The 20,915-nt window shown below is 50.7% G+C and carries 15 protein-coding genes; 11 read left to right on the top strand and 4 right to left on the bottom strand.

Annotated elements, in window-relative coordinates:
• Window positions 1-7: 7 nt before the first annotated feature.
• From ACOQPU_RS00600 to ACOQPU_RS00580, 5 genes are all read left to right on the top strand, one after another.
• A complete protein-coding gene (locus ACOQPU_RS00600) occupies window positions 8-901 on the top strand; it encodes a carbohydrate ABC transporter permease (RefSeq protein ID WP_420643198.1) in 894 nt (297 codons plus the stop codon).
• Entirely contained in the window at window positions 898-1,809 is a 912-nt protein-coding gene (locus ACOQPU_RS00595) for a carbohydrate ABC transporter permease (protein WP_420643197.1), read from the top strand. Before ACOQPU_RS00600 ends, ACOQPU_RS00595 begins: the two co-directional genes overlap by 4 nt.
• A gap of 219 nt (window positions 1,810-2,028) precedes the next feature.
• A complete protein-coding gene (locus ACOQPU_RS00590) occupies window positions 2,029-3,489 on the top strand; it encodes an ABC transporter substrate-binding protein (protein ID WP_420643196.1) in 1,461 nt (486 codons plus the stop codon).
• Window positions 3,490-3,716: 227 nt separating this feature from the next.
• Window positions 3,717-4,658, top strand: a complete 942-nt coding sequence (locus ACOQPU_RS00585; protein ID WP_420643195.1) for a glycerophosphodiester phosphodiesterase family protein — start codon at window positions 3,717-3,719, stop codon at window positions 4,656-4,658.
• Window positions 4,659-4,717: 59 nt separating this feature from the next.
• The gene (locus ACOQPU_RS00580; protein WP_420643194.1) at window positions 4,718-8,743 is read left to right on the top strand and encodes a ScyD/ScyE family protein; all 4,026 of its coding nucleotides are present in this window, start codon (window positions 4,718-4,720) and stop codon (window positions 8,741-8,743) included.
• 6 nt (window positions 8,744-8,749) lie between these two features.
• Here the strand turns inward: ACOQPU_RS00580 and ACOQPU_RS00575 are convergent, their stop codons facing one another.
• Together ACOQPU_RS00575 and dapF are read right to left on the bottom strand one after the other, a co-directional pair.
• Window positions 8,750-9,304 carry an MOSC domain-containing protein gene (locus ACOQPU_RS00575; RefSeq protein ID WP_420643193.1) on the bottom strand — a complete coding sequence of 185 codons (555 nt, stop codon included), beginning with the start codon at window positions 9,302-9,304 and terminating at the stop codon, window positions 8,750-8,752.
• A gap of 4 nt (window positions 9,305-9,308) precedes the next feature.
• Window positions 9,309-10,154 (bottom strand): diaminopimelate epimerase, encoded by an 846-nt coding sequence (dapF, locus tag ACOQPU_RS00570; RefSeq protein WP_420643192.1) that lies wholly within the window; start codon window positions 10,152-10,154, stop codon window positions 9,309-9,311.
• A gap of 442 nt (window positions 10,155-10,596) precedes the next feature.
• On the opposite strand from dapF, the gene ACOQPU_RS00565 reads away from it, so the two are divergent.
• The 6 genes from ACOQPU_RS00565 to ACOQPU_RS00540 all read left to right on the top strand — a co-directional run bounded on the left by ACOQPU_RS00565 (window position 10,597) and on the right by ACOQPU_RS00540 (window position 18,231).
• Window positions 10,597-13,215 carry an ABC transporter substrate-binding protein gene (locus ACOQPU_RS00565; protein ID WP_420643191.1) on the top strand — a complete coding sequence of 873 codons (2,619 nt, stop codon included), beginning with the start codon at window positions 10,597-10,599 and terminating at the stop codon, window positions 13,213-13,215.
• 176 nt (window positions 13,216-13,391) lie between these two features.
• Window positions 13,392-14,540: an ABC transporter permease gene (locus ACOQPU_RS00560; protein ID WP_420643190.1), complete on the top strand. Its 1,149-nt coding sequence runs from the start codon at window positions 13,392-13,394 to the stop codon at window positions 14,538-14,540.
• Window positions 14,541-14,544: 4 nt separating this feature from the next.
• Window positions 14,545-15,906 carry an ABC transporter permease gene (locus ACOQPU_RS00555; RefSeq protein WP_420643189.1) on the top strand — a complete coding sequence of 454 codons (1,362 nt, stop codon included), beginning with the start codon at window positions 14,545-14,547 and terminating at the stop codon, window positions 15,904-15,906.
• A gap of 4 nt (window positions 15,907-15,910) precedes the next feature.
• A complete protein-coding gene (locus tag ACOQPU_RS00550) occupies window positions 15,911-16,876 on the top strand; it encodes an ABC transporter ATP-binding protein (RefSeq protein ID WP_420643188.1) in 966 nt (321 codons plus the stop codon).
• Window positions 16,877-16,982: 106 nt separating this feature from the next.
• Window positions 16,983-18,023, top strand: coding sequence for an ABC transporter ATP-binding protein (locus ACOQPU_RS00545; protein WP_420643187.1), 1,041 nt, complete (start codon window positions 16,983-16,985; stop codon window positions 18,021-18,023).
• Window positions 18,013-18,231, top strand: coding sequence for a hypothetical protein (locus tag ACOQPU_RS00540; RefSeq protein WP_420643186.1), 219 nt, complete (start codon window positions 18,013-18,015; stop codon window positions 18,229-18,231). Before ACOQPU_RS00545 ends, ACOQPU_RS00540 begins: the two co-directional genes overlap by 11 nt.
• A gap of 92 nt (window positions 18,232-18,323) precedes the next feature.
• On the opposite strand, the gene ACOQPU_RS00535 is transcribed toward ACOQPU_RS00540, so the two are convergent.
• Window positions 18,324-19,673, bottom strand: coding sequence for a penicillin-binding transpeptidase domain-containing protein (locus ACOQPU_RS00535; RefSeq protein WP_420643185.1), 1,350 nt, complete (start codon window positions 19,671-19,673; stop codon window positions 18,324-18,326).
• 34 nt (window positions 19,674-19,707) lie between these two features.
• On the bottom strand, window positions 19,708-20,907 hold the full coding sequence (locus ACOQPU_RS00530) for an FtsW/RodA/SpoVE family cell cycle protein (protein WP_420643184.1): 1,200 nt from the start codon (window positions 20,905-20,907) through the stop codon (window positions 19,708-19,710).
• Between the last annotated feature and the right edge of the window lie 8 nt (window positions 20,908-20,915).

Below are 20,915 nucleotides of genomic sequence, written 5' to 3'. Positions count from 1 at the left end.
GACAGCATTGAAAAAAGTCCTCAAAACGTTAGAAGGGTATTTCTACCTTGCTCCAACACTCATCATTTTGGGCATTTTTGTTTATTGGCCGATTGTTAGCTCCTTTCAAATGAGTCTGACGCGCGTAGCACCATTTGGCGGGGCGGTGCTTGATGTGGGGCTGGAAAATTACCAACGCCTTTGGAATGAGCTGATCAGTGGCGGAGAATATTTTAACAATCTCAAAGTAGCGTTGCTATTTACCCTAGGGACGGTGCCGACCGGTATCATCCTGGCCGTGGCTTTAGCCATTGCCCTGGCCTACCCATTGCGGCGGCTTTCCTGGCTGCACCGTTTGCTCATTTTTGTACCAATTGTAATCAGCAGTGCCGTAACCGGCGTGATTTTTCGCTGGATGTACAACCCGGCCACCGGGTTTATGAATCATTGGATTGGTCTGATCGGCATTGATCCCATCAACTGGCTTACTTCCAAAGATTGGGCTTTAGTTGCCGTAACCATTGCCGTTGTTTGGCGGCAGTTGGGCTTCAATGTCATTATTGCCTTGGCTGGTGTGCAGAATATTGATGCCACTTATTACGAAGCTGCCAAGGTGGATGGTGCCAACCTGTGGCACCGCGTACGCCACATTACCCTGCCATTGCTTTCCCCCACGCTCTTTTTCCTGCTTATCATAAATGTGATCAACAGCCTACAAACCTTCGGTGAAATCAACATCCTCACCGATGGGGGGCCAGGGCAGGCAACAACGAACATGATTTACTCAATTTATGTTGATGCCTTTGTGGGGACGCCGCTTAGAGGGTACGCCTCGGCACAAGCCTATTTGCTTGCGCTGCTCATTGTCATCATGTCTCTAATTCAATTCCGTGGCTTTGGCCGGAGGGTACATTACTCATGACAATTCCCGTCTCTTCTTCCAATTCCAAACCAAAAGTCATTACGACCGATTTGATGATGCAGGTTTTTCTGTTGGTTGTTGGCCTCATTGTGGCGATGCCTATCATCATTGCGATTTTTACCAGCTTCAAATCCCTTCAAGATATTTCTGCCAACCCCAACACCCTGTTGCCGCGCGAATGGACCTTTGACAATTACGTTAGTGCCTGGAATGCAACGCCATTCGGCCGTTATCTGCTCAATAGCTTTATTCAATCCGCCATTATTGTGGTGTGCCAGGTACTTTTTAGCGTTTTGGCTGCATTTGCCTTTACTTTTTTACATTTTCGCGGTCGCGATCTGATGTTTTACCTGATTTTAGGCAGTCTGATGGTGCCATTTCAGCTAACGTTTATTCCCAATTTCATATTGGTTAGTGAGTTGCCCAAGAGCTGTATCGGGCTGCTCGGTGAATCAGCAGCAGTATGTGACCAAGTCGGCGCGAATACCTATTTTGGGTTGACCGTGCCTTTCTTGGCCAGTGCGTTTGGGGTCTTTTTGCTGCGGCAATTTTTCATGTCGTTGCCAAAAGAGCTACACGATTCCGCCAGAATTGATGGAGCCAGCAATTTCCGCTTTTTATGGCAAATTGTCGTGCCGTTGAGCAAAGGTTCCATCAGTGCTTTTTCGATTTTTGCTTTTTTGAGTGCGTGGAGCCAATATCTTTGGCCGCTGATTATTACCAACGAAACCAACATGCGCACGGTGCAAATTGGAATTCGGTTTTTCCTGGCTAACCAGGAACGCGGGACCAATTGGGGGCCGCTCATGGCAGGGGCTGTTATTGTGATGCTGCCCACGCTGCTGCTGTTCTTGATTGCCAATCGGCAGTTGGTGAAGGGCATTGCGATGACGGGTTTGAAAGGCTAACCGAGGAGGGAGCACCCTCGGATGCAACCGGCATTTGAGGATGCTTACCTCCTCCTTATTACAAACCTTTAGGACTTATGCATTCGCCCTAACCAGGCTGCGTAAGTCCTGACCTAAATTTGTTTTTAACACTGGATACTAACCCGGGACGTATCTGGTGAAGAAAAAGTATGCGACCGCAATTTCGTGGCGCAAAAAGTAAATTAAAACGGAGGAACTATGTCAAGAAAAATGCTTAAATATTGGATGTTGTTGCTAGCGTTAGCGTTGGTATTGGCTGCCTGTGGTGGTGGTACGGCCGATGAACCGGCAGACACAGAAGACACGGCTGCTGATACAGAAGATACGGCCGTTTCTGAAGATGCTGACGAGGCAATGGATGATGAGGAAGCGATGGATGACGAAGAAATGGCTGACGAAGTTGTCACCCTGGAATTCTGGCATGCCATGGCTGACGACCTGGGTGCTGTTGTAGATGAACTCGTAACCCGCTTCAACGAAAGCCAGGATGGCATTGTAGTAAATGCCACCTACCAGGGCACCTATGACGATACCTACAACGCCCTTCTGGCTGCCTTTGAAACTGGCACCGAACCCAACATCATCCAGAACTTTGACCTTGCTTCACAAACTATGATCGACACGGGTCGCCTGATTCCCGCACATGAATTGATGACAGCTGACAACTATGATTCCAGCATCTTTGTACCCGCTGTTTCCGATTATTATGGCGACGGCACGGGTATGGTGGCCATGGCTTTCAACAGCTCTACCCCCATCCTGTTCTACAACAAGGAAATGTTTGCGGCAGCAGGTGTTGAGCCACCAGCAGATGGCACAAGCTGGTCTTTCAGCGAAATGCTAGCTGCCTGTGATGCGATCCAGGCAAGCGGCGAGGCTGAGTATTGCATTGCTCTGGGTCAGGTTGGTTGGTACTTCGAGCAGATTTTGGCCAACAGCGGCGGTCTTTACTACAACAATGACAACGGCCGTACCGGTCGGGCCACCGAAGTTGCTTTTAACCAGGGCGTAGGTGTTGAGGTATTTGACTTTCTCAGCGGACTAGTAGCGGATGGCTACTCCCCCAATTTGGGTAACACCTGGTCAGACACCGACACCGTCTTCTTTGCTGGTGAAGCGGCCATGATTTTCGACTCTACCGCCGGTGCACGTGGTTTCCAAGATAGTGCCGAGTTTGAAGTTGGCACTATGTTTATCCCTTACGCTGACAGCGCAGGCGATCGCAATGGTGTGGTCATTGGTGGTGCTGCCCTGTGGCTTCTAGATTCCAACGACGACGCAACCAATGCAGCTGCCTGGCAGTTTATGAAGTTCATGGCTGAAGAAGCGCAGCAGGTAACCTGGCACACTGGCACCGGCTACTTCCCGGTACGTACCGACATCAGCGGCAACGCCGATCTCACAACTTTCTGGGAAGAAAACCCCAATTTTGTAACCGCTATCGACCAGTTAGCCACGACAAAAACCACGTTGGATGATGGTAGCCCCAACTATGCCGTGCTTGGTGGTCGTGCCGGCCCATCACCAGCTATCCGTCGCTTAATTGTAGAAGCGTACAGTGCCGTGCTTGATGACGGCATGACGGCTCAAGAAGCTCTGGATATCGCTGCTGAAAAAGCAAACCAGGAACTGGCCGGCTACAACGCTTTCTTTGAATAAGCACAAAGTTTTAGCTTAAAATAGGGTGGCAGATCGTACCGGTCTGCCACCTTTTCGTTTTGTAGCCAAATTTTCTACGCTTTATCGTATTGCTAGGAGGCAAGGCTGCTGGATGATTGTGAATGATTAAAAAATGCGGTCGATGGACAACAGGATTTATTATTTTCCTGTTGCCACTTTTTCTTATGGCCTGTCGTTCGGCCAGTACAACGGAGGAGCCAAAAACGATGGATGGTGAAGCAACCGCTTTTGCTTTTGTCGGCACCGACAATTTGCCGCCCGGTTTTGATGCTGAAGGGCATCGGGGAGCGCGGGGCTTGCTACCGGAAAATACGTTGCCAGCTTTTGAAGCCGCGCTAGATTTGGGGGTGATGACACTGGAGCTGGATTTGCACTTTACGCAGGATGAGGAAGTGGTTGTGTGGCACGATCCCATCATTGAAGACAGCAAATGTTACCTGCCAGACGATCCTGCCGATCCAGAAGCACCGGACCCGCGTAACCCGCTGCGGCGCATTTTTATTAGCCAGCAGCCGCTTTCAGTTGTGCAATCGTATCGCTGCGATTTGAATCCAGACAGTGACCGTTTTCCAGGGCAAATGGCCGTTTCCACCGAACTCGCTGGCAATGATTATCGGATTATTACTTTAGGAGAGCTGTTCGATTTTGTGGCAGAGTACGCCAACTCTGAGCTAAAAACCGCGGCACAGCGCAACAATGCTGCCACCGTGCAGTTCAACATAGAAACCAAGCGTGTTCCAGATAGCCCGGAAAATATAGATGATGATTTTACCGGAGGCGAAGCCGGGCCGTTTGAATTAGCGATTTTGGACTTGGTGAACGGCCGTTCCCTCACTGATCGCGTCATTATCCAAAGTTTTGATCATCGCTCTCTGCGCACTATTCGCGAAATTGATAGCGAGATTCGGCTAGCGGCATTAACAACGGGTGGCGAAGCCAAGGTAGATGTTTACGCAGCTTACAAATTCGACATTTGGTCCCCCAATAAGCGCGACGTCACCGCCGAACTAGTTGCTAAAGCACACAATGAAGGGTTGGTTGTGATCCCCTGGACGGTCAACGAGACGGAAGATATGCAGCGTCTCATTGGCTGGGGTGTAGATGGCATCATCTCCGATTACCCCGACCGGTTGTTAAACCTGCCTTAGCGTTTGCTATGTTTAGAAAATTTCACATCAAAGAATTCAAGAGGAGTGGGCATCCTCAGATGCCCATCCGTTCGCATCTGAGGATGCCCACTCCTCGTTCTTATTTGTGGATCGCGCTGTGCCTGCTTTTTATCATTGTTGCCTGCCGACCGGCACCAGAGCCAGACCCAGTTTTGCTGACCCGTGAGTTTGCCAACGGCTTTCTGAATCCCGTGGGAATGGCCGAGATGCCCGACGGGGGCATTTTGGTTGCGGAAGAAGGCACGGGTGAAAAAGATTTGTCGGCGGGCGTGTCGCTCATCACCCCCGATGGGCAGGTTGGGCGGCTTATTAGCGGTTTGCCCAGCGGACGGGACTCAGGCGATTTGTCTGGTGTACCCTTTGTGAAGCTGTCGCCAGACGGCCGTACCCTTTACACAGCCCACTTCAACCTCGGTGCCCTTTACGCCGTGCCCGCTTCAGGCAGCTTTACTTTGCCAGACAGCCCCCTCACGGCCGAAAATCTAGCCAGACGAATGGAGCCGCTCAACAATGTGCGCCTCATCAATCCATTTGACATGACCTTTGACGCAAACGGCGTGCCTGTGGTGAGCGACGCCAGCGGCAACGGCGTCGCCAAAGAAACCGAAGATGGGCGTACCCAATTCTTTCATCGCTTCGCATCAATTAAGGTAGAAAATGGCAGTATTGATCCCGTGCCAACAGGGATCGAGCGCGTTGGGCCTGAATATTTTGTCACCCTTTTTGGCGGCTGCCCATACCCGGCCGACAGCGGCCGTTTGGTGGCAATTGATGAGAATCGGAACGAGAGGGTGGTTGTGGATGGGCTAAACATGCCCATAGACGTGGCGCGTGGGCAGGATGGCACCGTCTGGCTGCTGGAATTTGCCCGCTTTCGCCCTGATGCTTCCTGTTTTAGCGGCACGGGGTACCAGGCCAACAGCGGCCGTTTGAGCCGAGTATCTTCCAATGGTAAAACAGAGCTGGTGCTGGATGGGCTAAACTTCCCGACTTCGGTGCTGCCTCGCGCCGATGGCTCGCTGCTCATTAGCCAGGTATTTGAAGGTAACATCATTGAACTCTATTGGGGGCAGCCGGAAGAGGATACTGGGTCTGAGAGTGGAACCAGCGGGGAAGTTGCCGCGACGCGCCCCGAATTTGACGATTTGGACGCGGTTTTGCGTGTAGCGATTGAGCAACATGGGTTACGGCCGTATCCCGGCACCGACCTTCCCCCAGATGATCCCAACCTGGTTGCTCTCGGCCAGCAGCTTTTTTTCGATCCACTGCTTTCTGGCGACCAGAACATTAGCTGCGCCACCTGCCACCATCCGGCATTGGCACTGGGAGATGGCCGGGCGTTACCCATCGGCACGGGTGGGGAAGGGCTTGGGGCGCAGCGGGAATTTTTGGAAATGGTGAATCTGGGTGCAGAAGCGAATGGAGGGACGGTCAACAATCCGTTTATTGGCGCGTTTGTGCCGCGCAATTCGCCTACTATTTTGAACAGTGCGCTGCTGCCCGTGCAGTTTTGGGACGGCCGTGTGGACGGGTATGCGGGCGTCGTCACCACGCAGGAAGATGAGGTCAACCAGCGGCAGCTCACCGACGCTTTGGCGGTTCAGGCAATGTTCCCCGTCACCAGTTTGCATGAGATGGCCGGGGCGACGCTGGGGCATTTGCCGCCAGAGGCGATCCGGCGTGAGTTGATGAGCCGTCTGCATCAGATTCCAGGGTATGCCGAGCAGTTTGAAACGCTTTTTGGCACGGCCACGCCAGACATTACGGCCGTTGTTTCGGCCATCGCCGCTTTTGAACGCCAATTTATTATGACAGCTGCCCCCTGGGATGATTATTTGGCTGGGGACAGTACCGCCCTGACCGAGCAACAGAAGCGGGGAGCGTTACTTTTTTATGGAGAGGCAAATACGGCCGTTAACTGTGCTACCTGCCACGCAGGTGATCTGTTTACCGATTTGCAGTTCCATAACTTGCTGGTGCCGCAGCTGGGGCCGGGCAAGGGACACGGCCCTGAGGGGCGCGACGATTGGGGCCACGCGGGTGTCTCCTTCGATGCGCGTGACCGATTTGCCTTCCGCACCGCACCGCTGCGCAATGTGGAATTGACGGCACCGTACTTCCACAGCGGCGCGTACCCGACGCTAGAGCTAGCGATTGCCCATCATGCAAACATTCAGGAGATGGCAGCTAGCTATGACCCCAGCCAATTTTTGCCGCCTGCGTTTTACAGCAGCGTACGGCCGTACAATGCCCAACACCAACTCACCACCGCCGCCCCGCAGCTAATCAACAGCTTGCCCCTCACACAGCAGGAAATCGCTGATTTGGTTGCTTTTTTGCAAGCACTCACTGATCCGGCGGCAACCGATTTACGCGAATTTGTGCCGGATGCGGTGCCTAGCGGCCTGCCGCTCGACCCGGTGCCGACGGGGTTGACAGTGCCGCCGGGTGTGGCAAATGGGGGTGGGGGAACGGCCGTTACCGACACCGCTCCCGATCCAACCGCCACCACCCAATTACAGTTCACCAACGTGGCGGCGCAGGTTGGCTTGGACTTTCAGCATGGCGCATTCCGCACCGCCATTTTTGACGATCCCGCCGCGATGATGGGTGCAGGGCTTTGCTGGATTGATTACGACCAGGATGGCTGGCAGGATTTGTACTTGGTGAACAGCTTTGCCGAGGATGAACAAGATTTTTGGCAAGCAAATGGTGGCTTGCCCAGTAACGCCCTCTTCCGCAACCAGCAGGGGCAGTTTAGCGACGTATCGGCTCAAACCGGCGCGAATCTTGCTTTGAGAGGCAACGGCTGCATTGCCGCCGACTTCAATCTGGATGGCTGGCCCGATTTGTACGTGACCGCCGACGGGCCAAACAAGCTGCTGTGGAACCAGGGAGATGGCACCTTTGTGGAAGGAGCCTCTGCCGCAGGGGTAGACGCGCCTGAGTGGAACAGTGCCGCCGCCGTAGCGGATGTAAATGCCGATGGCTGGCCAGATTTATTCGTGGCGGCGTACATTGATCTGGGCAACCAAATTCCAAATCCCAGCGGCGCGTTCCCGCAGGATTATTACGGTTTGCCAGATAGAATGTACGTAAATAATGGTGACGGTACCTTCCGTGACGTGACGCTAGACGTGGGGTTGGTGCGAGAAGAGCGTGGCTTGGGGGCGATTTTTAGCGATCTGGATGGCAACGGCCGTTTCGAGCTATACATTGCCAACGACGGCCAACCCAATCGACTGTACACGGCCGTTCTCGATGACAGCCCCGCCGGTTTTCACTTTGAAGATTTGAGCCTCACCGCCGATATTGGCGACTCCGGCAGCGGCATGGGCGTGGCTGGGGGGGATTATGATGGAGACGGCCGTTTCGACCTGTTCGTGACCAATTGGGAAGCAGAACTGAACGCCCTTTATCGGAATGAAATCGACGAGCGGGGAGAATTGGGGTTCCGTTACAGCACCTACCGCATTGGCATTAGCGGCCTGGGCAACAACATGACTGGCTGGGGCACCCATTTTGCCGATTTTGATCAGGATGGTGATGTAGATTTGCTAACGGTAAATGGCCGTGTGCCCGTCTCTAACTTTGATACAGATGCCGAATTGGTGCGCTTTTATGGCAATATGCAGCAAGAAGGGAAACCGGGTCAATTCCGTGAATGGACGCGCCAGGTGGGGCTGCATGAAGATGGCGTGGGGCCACTGCTGGCCCGTGGCAGTGCCGTCGCCGATTACGACAACGACGGCGATTTGGACATTGCCATCAACACAGTTGGCGGCACGCCTGCGCTCTTGCAGAACAACAACGCATCTGGCAACTGGCTGCAAATCGAACTCGATGGCTTTTACCCCGGTGCGGTGGTGGAGGTGGCATTGCCAGACGGCCGTGTACTAATCCGTGAATGGCTTGTTGGCAGCAGCTATTTGGCATCCGAAGATACGCGGCTGCATGTTGGGCTGGGCCAATTTGACGAGGCAGCCCGGGTAAAAGTGGTTTGGCAGGATGGCGTTTGGGAGGAAACGGCCGTTGCGGCCAATCAACACATCATCGTCCCCTAGCGTTTATCAAATTTTGATAATTGCATCCCCAACGCTAATGGTGCCGCCCTGGACAACCTTTGTGTTGATGCCGCGCAGATGAAGCTCTTTGCCCTGTGGCGAATTGACAAATTTCACGGCGTCCATGCCAAAGCGGGCGACGAACTTTTTGCAGCCGGTGTGTGGTTGAGCAGTGACTTCAATAATCGCCTCGCCAATTTGTAGCTGCGTGCCTGGTGGAATATTCTCTTCGCTCAAATCAAAATCTACGTAAAGTTGATCACCAGCCAATGCCCAACGGTCCCGGCTTTGGGCTACCAAATTGGCCGCGCGACTGTTCATCAGGGTTAGCTGGGCATCCGGGTTGGCAGAGCCGTCCGGCATGTGGCGGCTGCCGCGCGTTTTCCAGTTGTCGCCAACCAGGCCAACGGCCGTATCCAATTCCCCTTCATCCAACAGCTCACGTTCATCGGTAGACGGCCGTCTCACAATCATCTCTAAAACGCCATCATTCTTTGGCGACTGCCGAATAATGTCCAGGCCAGCTTCTAATTCTGTCATTGTCAGGTGTATAATTTCCATATGATTATCTCTCCTGAAACATCTCTGGTGCGATTTCTCCATCACAGATTTTGGTGACGGGGCCAATCAAGGTACTATTCCAATTACTATCCAGCGCGACGGCTAACGTTCCGCCAGGCATGTGGACGGTGACACTGTTGTCACATAAACCCAGGCGACGTGCAACGGCCGTTGCCGCCACGCTGCTGCTGCCAGATGCCAATGTATAGTTGGCCCCCCGCTCCCAAATCTCAATTTGGATGTTTGCACGATCCTGTACGTACATAAATTGTACGTTGGTTCGTTTAGGGAAAAGAGGGGAATGTTCAATGTGTGGCCCAAACGTTTGGGCCAGCTCTGGGGTCGGGGGGGCATCTAGCAACACCACACAATGCGGGTTTCCTAAAGTCACCGCTGAGAATTTGAAGGAACGGCCGTTGATGGTCATAGACTCGTTCAACACCTCGCGTTCCGCTCCAGCCACAGGCACCTGCGAGCTTGCAAAGCTGACTTGCCCCAAAGCCACTTCAACTTTTTTGTTATCCTCTGCCACTGAACACCCAACATTACCTCCCAGCGTTTCCAAGGTAAAAAGTTGGTACGAAACACGCCCAGTATCAAACAAATATCGCGCAAAGATGCGCAACCCATTGCCGCTTTTTTCAGCGTCGCTGCCATCTGGATTGTAAATGAGCAACCCAAAATCACACGTTCCGCTGGGCAACGGTCCCCACAAAATACCATCGGACCCAACACCATAATGAGTATCACAAATAGTCTTGATCATCGCTTGGCTAGGGGGTGTTGCCGATGTTTCTGTCTCTAGTACAATGTATACATTCCCCAGGCCATGATATTTGGCAAATTTCACCAATTCCACCTCCAGTGCAAATATGTGCCACCTTGTCACCCCTTCACGTTCCCCTAAATGCCCCTTGTTTGACATCTACAACCGATATCCGTATAATTCTACCACCATTCACCGTGGTTAACTGAGAAGAAGAGAAATCTCAACATGGCGTACATGCGCAACTGCAACAAAATTATAGAATATTTATGTAACCATCCTGTCTGATAACAGGGTGGTTTTTTGCGGGTTACAAACTGAGCTGCTCCTTATCTTTTGTTAGCAATCAAGAAGATAACGTGAGCTTCAAGATGGAAAAAGACAATTGCAAATATGGTTTTCGCCTGTTTTGTAGTTGCTTTTATTTTAATTGCTAGAGGCATATGCCTGGGCAATTGGTTCTTACTCATTTCAAGTCAAATTGCGTTTACGACAGTTTGACAAATTCTTTACGAGGAGAATACCTATGAAGAAAACCTTATCTCTTATTTTGCTGCTGTTCATTGCTGGCTTCGTAGCCGTTGCATGCTCAGCACCAGCCGAGGTTGTTGAAGTAACCCGTGTGGTTACCGAGACCGAGGTTGTCGAAGGCGACGCGGTTGAGGTAGAAGTAACGCGTGTTGTTACCGAAACCGTTACCGAGACGGTCACTGAAACAGTTGTAGAAACCGTTGAGGTTGAAGCAGTTAATGAAGAAGAAGCAAATCGCACCGGTGGTTGGTTAGACACCATCATCTTTGTTGAAGAGCCAAATCAAGACTCTGCGATTGCTCGTCTAGCTGCTGGCGACATTGACATGTTTGCTGACGACATTGGCAGTCAAGCAGCTGTGCAGGCTATCGCCGACGCTGGTAACATCACTGCTGTTACCCAGTACGGTCTGTATGACGAAATCTTCTTCAACAATGGCGTTTGCGCCGATGAAAACGTGCTGAACCCCTTCAACAACCGTGCCATCCGCGAGGCCATGAACTGGGCTATCGACCGTGATTTTGTTGCTGACGAATTGTACGGTGGCTTGGCTGTTCCGAAGTACACCACCATTTCTGAAGCTGGTGCTGACCGTGGCCGTTACGCTGCTGCAATTCGCGCCATCGAAGCCCAGTACGCTTACGACTTCGACAAAGCAAATGAAATCATCGCTGCTGAAATGGAAGGCTTGGGAGCTGAACTGGTAGATGGCAAGTGGAACTTTGCTGGCGAACCAGTCACCCTCATCTTCCTCATTCGTATTGAGGACACCCGTCTGGAAATTGGTAACTACGTTGCCAATCAGCTAGAAGAAATGGGCTTTACCATTGAGCGCGTTGAGCGTACCTCTGGTGAGTTGAGTCCGCTGTGGATTAGCTCTGACCCGGCAGAATGCCAATGGAACCTGTATACAGGTGCCTGGAGCCAAACCGTAATTGACCGTAGCAATACGGACAACTTCGATTTCTTCTACACCTCCCGTGGTGTACCGTGGCCGTCCTGGCAGGTTTACGAGCCGACCGATGAGTTTGACGCGCTTTCCCTGCGTCTGTTTAACAATGATTACGCTGACTTGGCAGAACGGGATGCCATGATGGAAGAAATTCTGCCATTGGCTGCTGAATTCTCCACCCGCGTTTGGGTTACTAGCCGTACCACCTTGGTACCGTACAGCGACGAAGTCTCTGTAACTTCTGACCTGGCTGCTGGTATTAGCGGTGCTGGCATCTGGGCTAAGACGGTTCGCTTCATTGATGAGATTGGTGGTTCCATGACCATCGCTTTGCCAAGTGTTTTCACTGAGCCTTGGAACCCAATTGGTGGCTCAAACTGGGTCTTTGATAACATGGTAAAACGTGCTATTGGCGAACAAGGTCTTTACACTGATCCAAGCACTGGTATTGCTATTCCAAACCGCATCGAGAGTGCTGAAGTTGTCGTACAGGAAGGCTTCCCGGCCAGCGTTTCCCCGTCCTCCGACTGGATTACGTTGAGCTTCGAGCCTGAAATTGTTGTTCCAGATGATGCCTGGGCTGGCTGGGACGCTGCCAACCAGACATTCCTAACCGCAGCCGATGTTTACACTGAAACGCAAACGGCCGTATTCAAGAGCACTGTCACTTACCCGGCAGACCTCTTCGATACCATCACCTGGCACGATGGCAGTCCGCTCAGCCCGGCTGATTTCGTCATGGGCATGATTATTACCTTTGACCTTGGTAATCCTGATAGCCCGTACTACGATGAATCCCTGGCTCCTGACCTGGATCAGTTCCTGTCTGCTTTCAAGGGCACGCGCATCGTTTCTACCGATCCGTTGACTATTGAATACTATGCTGACAATGCCCAGTTGGATGCTGAAAACATCGTTGTAAGCTGGTGGCCAACCTACGACTTTGCTGATGGTGCTTGGCACAACATGGCACTCATGCTCAGTGGAGAAGCAAATGGTGGTTTTGCCTTTACGCCAGACAAAGCAGAAGCAAATGAGATCGAACGTACCAACATGATTGCTGGTCCGTCCCTCGATGTATTCGCTGCAGAGCTCGCATCTGCTACCGAAACTGGTTTCATCCCGTATGCTGCTACCCTCGGTGATTACGTCACTGCTGACGATGCTGCTGCTCGTTACGCAAACCTGACAGAGTTTGCTCGTCGGTATGGTCATTACTACCTAGGTACAAACGTATACTTCCTCTCCGGTGTATTCCCGGTTGAAGGTCAGGCAATCTTGACCCGCTACGAGCAACATCCAGACCCAGCCAATCGCTTCTCCAACTTTGCTGCCCCAGCTCTGGCAGAGGTTGAGGTTGATGGCCCAGGCCGTGTCACCATTGGTGATGAAGCTGCCTTCGACGTCTTCGTTGACGTATTTGGTGGCCCGTACGCCGCTGATGACATTAGCTCTGTAACTTACCTGCTCTTCGATGCAACTGGTGCTCAGGTTGAAGCTGGTGAAGCTACAGTTGTGGAAGATGGACTTTGGGAAGTTGTTCTAAGTGCAGACACAACCGCAGCTCTAGAAGAAGGCTCCAACCGTCTTGAGGTAGTTGTCGTATCTAATTTGGTAGCACTGCCAAGCCTTGGCGAATACCAGTTTGTTACGGCCCCATAAAGTTAGTTAGAATTCGCTTTACTGCGATGGATATTTTTCATCAAAATATCCATCGCAAATCTAAATAGGCATCCGCCAATTTAGACCTATATCAGGTTGGAGGTGGTTCTACAACTGCTTCCAACCTGTTCTTTCTGTCATATCTGTCGAGAAATTAGCAAGGAAAGGGTAACTTTATGAGCCAGGAAGCCTTTAATCTTGATGTTGAAGTCGATGTTGAATCAATTGAATCTTCATCACGTCAAGCCCGCACAGAAACGATCACGCGATTAGCCCGATACACACTCTTAAAACTGGTAGCACTATTCCTTACAGTAGTGGCCGGTGTTTATGTCACCATCCTTATTGCCAATATGGGCGGTCACGTAGACGAAATCCGTCGTGGGGTGATCCGTGAGCAAACGGTGCTCGCGTTAAGTGCAAATATTGAGTATCGTCAATTACCAGAAGAAGAACGAACTGCTATTTTGGAAGAACGTATTGCTTTGGCAGAACAACGGTTCGGCTTGGATCAGCCATTCATTGTGCGCAGTTTTACTTATTTAACTGATGCCTTGACGCTCGATTTAGGTTTTTCCGAATTCCTGATGAGTGATAGTGGTTCCAGATTGGTTCGTAATATTATCCTAGAGAGGTTGCCATCAACATTGGTGTTGTTTGGCACGGGGAATTTAATTCTTTTCTTTGCCAGTATTTCCGTTGGTCTGAGTTTATCCAGGCGCTACGGTAGTTTCTGGGACAAATTTATATTGGGAATGGCACCAACCTCGTCTGCACCAGGTTGGTTTTATGGTTTATTCTTCATTTTAATTTTTGCCAGTATCTTAGGTTGGTTGCCGTTTGGCGGCATGGTGGAAGCACCGCCGCCAGAAAACCGGCTAGACTACATGGCGAGTTTGTTGCGGCATATGGTGCTGCCCATTTCAGCAATTGTCGTCAATGCGGTCTTTTTAAATGCCTATACCTGGCGTACCTTTTTCCTCATTTTTTCCAGTGAAGATTACGTCGATATGGCCAAAGCAAAGGGTCTTACAGATAGAATGATTGAACGTCGGTACATTCTAAGACCAACTTTGCCCAATATTGTAACCAGCTTTGCCTTTTTGCTGATTAACCTTTGGACAGGTGCGATTATCTTAGAGACTGTTTTCAATTGGCCAGGCATTGGGCAACTTTACTTTGCTGCTATTGGCGCATTTGATACACCGGTTATTTTGGCCAACATCGTTGTTTATGCGTATCTTTTAGCCTTAACCGTATTCCTGCTAGACTTTATTTATGCACTCGTTGACCCCCGTGTACGAGTAGGGCAAAAAACGGAATAAAATTATGAAATCAATTCTGATTAACCTAAAGAGTATACGGCAATACCCTTCGGCCATCGTTGGCCTCATCATTATCGCTTTGCTAATTTTAACAGCGATAATTACCCCCATTGTCATCCCATACAGCGAAGCGGTAAGGCTTTGGCGTGGTGGTGAAGATGTCTGGTCTGAGTACCCTAGAAACGCCTGGCCTGTTTGGCAAAACTGGTTTAGCGACGTTCAGCGTCCTGAGACCATCGTCTTTAAAAGCACAGAGGGGGATGGCAATGTTGTGATTGAAGATTTATCGGAAGACACACGTGAAGCTATTTACACTTATGAGTTTGATTATCAATATGATGAGTTTCCGCCTGAGCTGATCATATTTTTTGATGCGACATTTGAAGAAAAACAGCCGCATGTAGAAATGACTTGGACGACACCAGACGGCCGTGAGATTCGTGCAGGTGAATTCTCTCCCTCTGCGTCGTCTTCTTTCCGCTTTTCCCAGGATAGTCGCCTACAGCGTCGCCTGGAGCGAGCTACAGGGATCGAAGAAGTAGCTGCGGAAAAAGGCTTATTTGACAATCCTGAAGAAGAAGGATTACAAGTTTTAAAAGGTACCTACCAGCTAAAACTGTCTGTATTGCTCTTTGAAGAAAATTCAGAAGTAGAAACAACGTTCGTAAGCTATGGTTTGGTTCATGGCATTGCCGGAACAGACCATCGGCGGCGGGATCTGGCTGTTGCGCTGCTTTGGGGAACGCCAATTGCCATGTCATTTGGCCTGATTGCTGCTCTTGGAACCACAGTTGCTTCCCTTTGCATTGCGGCCGTTGGCGTTTGGTATGGCGGCATATTAGATGCGCTTATCCAACGAATCACAGAAGTCAACAATATTATTCCACTACTACCTATCTTAATCATGGTGGGAACGCTCTATTCTCGAAGTATTTGGCTAATGTTGGGCTTGGTCATTCTATTTAGTATATTTGGCCTGGCCATTAAGACATATCGTGCCACTTTCTTGCAGGTAAGAGAGTTAGCTTACATTGACGCAGCACGAGCTTACGGCGCAAGTAATTCCCGTATTATTTTCCAGTATATGATTCCCCGGCTGCTACCTTTGGTAATTCCCGGCATTGTTTCACTGGTTCCTGCATTTGTTTTTCTGGAAGCGTCTTTGGCAATTCTAGGCCTTGGCGATCCTATTTTGCCAACATGGGGCAAATTGATTTCTGATGCAAGAAATCAAGGTGCTCTTTTTAATGGCTTTTACTACTGGATTATTGAACCGGCAGCACTGATGATGTTGTGTGGGGTTGGCTTTGCCATGGTTGGTTTTGCTCTAGACCGAATTTTTAATCCTCGACTACAGGAGCTTTAATTGAATGGAATCAGCAAATAATGATCTCCTAATGGTAAAAGGGCTGCGCTTGCACTTCAAGGTAAGAGCAGGTGTTGTTCAGGCTGTAGACGGCGTTGATTTTAAGTTACGGAAAAATCAGGCGACCGTTATTATTGGGGAATCGGGTTGTGGTAAAAGTTCTCTCGCCAAGGCAATTCTGCGCTTGCTCCCGCGAAATGTACATACATATGACGGTGAAGTGTGGTTGCATGATAAAGACATCATGCAATACAACACAGAATCATTTCGCCGTGAGGTGAGATGGAAAAGAATCTCTATGGTGCCTCAGGCAGCCATGAACGCATTAAATCCGGTTATGCGAATTGGTGACCAGGTTGCAGAACCTGCAATGATTCATATGGGCTTATCTAAGGAAGAAGCTCTGAAAAGTGCTCTGCAAATGTTTGAACATGTAGGTGTTCCTGTAGATTTTTTGCACCGTTACGCCTTTGAATTAAGTGGTGGTATGCGCCAACGAGCAGCTTTAGCCATGTCGCTCATTACGTTGCCGGATTTGGTTATTTTAGATGAACCAACGTCTGCGTTAGATGTATTGACGCAGGCAAACATCATGAACTTAATGAAGCGGGTAAAGAAAGAGCTGGAAACGAGCTTTATCTTAATTACACATGATATTGCAACATCCAGTGAATTGGCAGATAGCGTCGCTGTGATGTATGCAGGGCAAATAGTTGAAGTCGGGGATGCTCATAGCTTCTTCAATGAACCGCTACACCCATATTCTCAGAAACTTATGGCAAGTGTGCCGCGCCTACGTGAAACTATCGAGCCAGAATTTATTACTGGACAGCCGCCAAGTTTGTTGAAACCGCCAACTGGCTGCCGGTTTGCTGACCGCTGTCCTGCCCGGTTTGAAAAGTGTGATGAAGAGCCGCCCACCATTGTCCAAGAAGATATGCGTGAGGTTAAATGCTGGCTTTATGCCTGACATTATGAAGTTTTTGCTTAAAAACCGATATAGAAGCATTTAGAAATAAGGTGCGATTGAGTAAAATCAATACACCAAGCAAATATTCTGGCAATAGGAATAAGAAATGAGCGAAATGGAAAATGGTTTAAAACCCGTAGTTGGGGGTAAAGAGGAACCAATTTTGCAAATTGATGATTTGCATGTTTGGTACGAATTGAAGCGATTTGGCTTTGGTCATGCGGGTTATGTTCGGGCGGTAGATGGGGTCCGGTTTGGCTTGAAGCAAGGCGAAGCCATGGCATGTGTAGGCGAAAGTGGTTGTGGCAAGTCCAGCCTTATGAAAACTATTTTAGGCCTTAATCGCCCGACGAAGGGGGATGTGATCTTTGATGATCAGCGGCTAACTGAGACGTCCGGGGAAGATTTGCGGGTCTACCGATCCAAGATTGGGTACGTGCAACAAGACCCTTTTAGTGCATTACCGCCATTCATGACGATTGAGCGTATTTTAGAAGAGCCGTTGGTGATTAATGGGGTTGGGAATAAAGAAGAACGGCTTGAACGAATTCGTAAAATTCTTGAGGAAGTTAAGTTAGCTCCGGTTGATGAGGTTCTACCAAAGTTTCCTCACATGCTAAGTGGTGGGCAACAGCAGCGTGTAGTGATTGCACGGGCAATGATTATGGAGCCGAAGCTGTTGGTAGCAGATGAACCTGTATCTATGCTTGATGCTTCGGTTCGCGTTGAGATTTTGCGACTACTGCGCGGCTTGCAAGAGAAGCATAATTTGTCGGTTATTTACATCACGCATGATCTTTCTACTGTGCGTTATTTCTCTGAGTACATTTTTGTGATGTACGCGGGTGAGATTATTGAGATCGCGGAGATGGAGGATTTGCTGAATGATCCGAAGCATCCGTATACGCTAGCCCTTTTGGAGGCTTCATCTGATCCAGATGCAGATAATGCGTTGGTTATGCGTGAGGTGCCCCGCGGAGAGCCGCCTAGTTTGGTAAATCCGCCAAAGGGATGCCGATTCAACCCCCGTTGTCCTAAAGTGATTGAGGGGTTGTGTGATGTTAAGCGACCGCCAAATGTGGAGGTTGCTAAGAATCATCGTGTTGCCTGCTGGTTATATGACGAGGAGGGCATGAATGCCGTTTAATCGTTTAATTGGGGTTGGCTTTATTTTGGTACTGATTGGTGCTGTTGTGCCATTTGTGATTGTAATTCAACTTGTGGAATCAACCTTCTTCCTGAACTTTGTGGCTTTTGCTGCTTCAGTGATTGGAATTTTCCTAGGTGTTATTGGCACAGCAATGCACGTTGGTGATAGTCGTCGTCGCCGTGAAAATGATTGGTACGAGGGATAAGGCTACGGCCGTTTCTGACACAATCTTCCTAACCCTATAAACTGATTAAAACTTGTTGATTCGATGCCACGGCTTTTGAGCTGTGGCATTTTTTATTCTTGGTGCAGTACGGCCGTTTTTACCCCCATACCAATCTCCTTCACCAGTTCCAAATCCTCATTGTTCTCGACGACGACCACAATGGCATACTGTGGCTGTTCTGCAGGCGTTAATGCCAGATGCCAGCCATTGCGGCTGTCTGGACCAGACAAGGCAAAAACCGTAAAGTTGAGGCTGCTACCTGTGGTGAGAACCTGACGAATGTCGCGGGCGGCACGACTGGTCACCACATCGCCACTGCTGATGGTGGCAAGTTGAGGCTGCATAATGCCATTTTCATCTTGAACGGCCGTTACTAATTGAGGTGTGGGTAAACGGCCGTCATTGCCAAGCGTGGCGAGGGCCAGGGCAACTTGCAGGGGGGAGACCGTGAGCGTGTCTTGGCCAATACCTGCTTGAAGCGGATCGTTCAGCGGTTCGATCTCTGGCAGTTCCGTGTTCAGAGGCAACTCCGGCGGTGTGGCCAAGCCAAAACGGAGGAAAATATCATCTAGGCCAGCCAAACCCAGCCGATCAGCTAAATCTTGCATAGGGCCGGGACACCGGTGACGCAGTACGTCGGCCCACGTTGAACTATCTGGTGGAGCCGTTTGGCATTGCTTCACCTCTTCGCTAACGAGTACAGGGCGGTTCACGTTTAGTACGGTGCCGTCGAGCTGGATGCGATCAGCGTCTAATGCCGCCGCTAGAATGAACGGTTGTAACACTAGGCCGGGCTGATATTGTCCTTGAACGGCTCGATTAAGCAGAGGGGCGGTTTCATCAGCCACTAATTCGTCGAAATTCTCATCCAATAGATTGGGGTTGTAGCCAGGATGGCTGACCATTGCCAGAATATTGCCACTTTCAATTTCCAGCAATACCAACCCACCTTGTTCGTTGCCAAAAAGGGCTTCGGCGGTAGTTTGCAGGGCAGCATCTAGCGTAAGCTGCACATCGCGTCCGATTTGAGGGGTGTGCAGCAGTTCGCGGTTGAGAACGGCCGTAAATTCCTCATCCTCCCCGCGCAAAATAGCATCAAAGCCGGCTTCGATACCCGCCGTGCCGTGCCGGAAGCTGTAATAGCCGACGGCTGGCCCAATAGCTGGGAACGGGTAGTTGCGCAGGAGGGCATCCGGTTCACCGATCGTTTCTGCCAATACCACGCCATTTCGGTCCAAAATACGGCCGCGCTGGATGCGCAACTCTGCTTCGACCAATCGAGGATTGTCATCACGCGCCAGAATGGCATCGCCGCGGGCAACAACCCAAAACAGCAGGGACAAAGCGACGGCCAGGAAGCCCAACAAAATGACGCGCTGCATTTTATGGAGCTGCGTTTGGGGCGAAGAAAAATCGTTCATACAAGAATTTTTGGATGGTAGAGAAGTGGCACAATTACAAATGGATTGGCCTGGTTTTAGTCGAGAGATAGAGCAGCAAACCGGCCATCACGTGGCTGATCAGCATCGAGCTGCCACCATAGCTGACAAATGGCAAGGTGACCCCGGTTAGCGGCAGCAGCTTGGTAACGCCGCCCATGATGAGAAAGGCTTGGGCCGCAAGCAAAATGGTGATGCCAGCGGCCAGATAACGGCGAAACGGCCGTTCTGCCAACAGTGCCAGCCGCATTCCCCGATGTGCCAGCAAGGCAAACAGCCCCACCACACCCAGGCTGCCAATGAGTCCCCACTCTTCCGCAATGGCGGCAAAGGCAAAATCTGAGTGGACAACGGGGATGTATTGCGGAAAGCCTTGCCCAACGCCCTGCCCCCAAATGCCACCAGCAGCCACGGCATACAGTGACTGCACAATTTGAAAGGCACGGTTGTCAAAATCGGGCCAGGGATTCCACCAGGCGTCGATGCGCAGGGTCACTAGGCTAAAGGCAAAGTAGGCAAACACGCCCGCTAGCAGCAGCAGTCCGGTGCCACCAGCCACAACGCGCCAATCGCCTGTTGCCAAATAAAGCAGGCTCAAAAAGACGATGAAGAAAAGTGTGGCCGCACCCAAATCGCGCTGCCAAACGAGCAATATCATGCAAAAGCTCCACATGAGAAGCAATGGAGCGAGGTAAGAGATATTTTGGAGACGGCCGTTTCCAGTTGGTTTTCTTAACATCTCACGTTCATCAAAATAGCTGGCTAAGAAGATGACGAGCAGCAGCTTAAGTAATTCTGATGGCTGGAAGTAGACTGGGGTGAGGAACGGAATGGGCAAGCGCAGCCAATATTCTGCTACGCTGGCTCCGGTAGGGTTGATGCCGAACAGCAAAGTCGCGACCAGTAGTAGAATGCCCGCCAACAGCAATGTATAGCGGTAGCGGCGCAGCCAACCTAGATTTCTTGGTAAGATGGCGATGCCCACCAGAACGGCCGTCCCCAAAACCACCCATATCACTTGCCGAATGAGAAAATTTGGGGCGAGGCGGTCTTGCAGCACAATGCTCCAACCGGTAAGCAAGCCAACTAGGGGCAGTAAAAATGGATCGTGATTGGGCGCATGTTTGCGCAGCAGCCAGACGGCCGTTCCTTGCGCGACGAGCCAGCAAAATGGCCCCCACAAGGTGCTGCCATCGATACGGCCGTCGCGGGCCAACCCTAATG

It is taken from the genome of Candidatus Leptofilum sp. (genome assembly GCF_965223285.1).
GTDB lineage: Bacteria > Chloroflexota > Anaerolineae > Promineifilales > Promineifilaceae > Leptofilum.
This window is presented reverse-complemented; position numbering and strand designations above follow the sequence as displayed.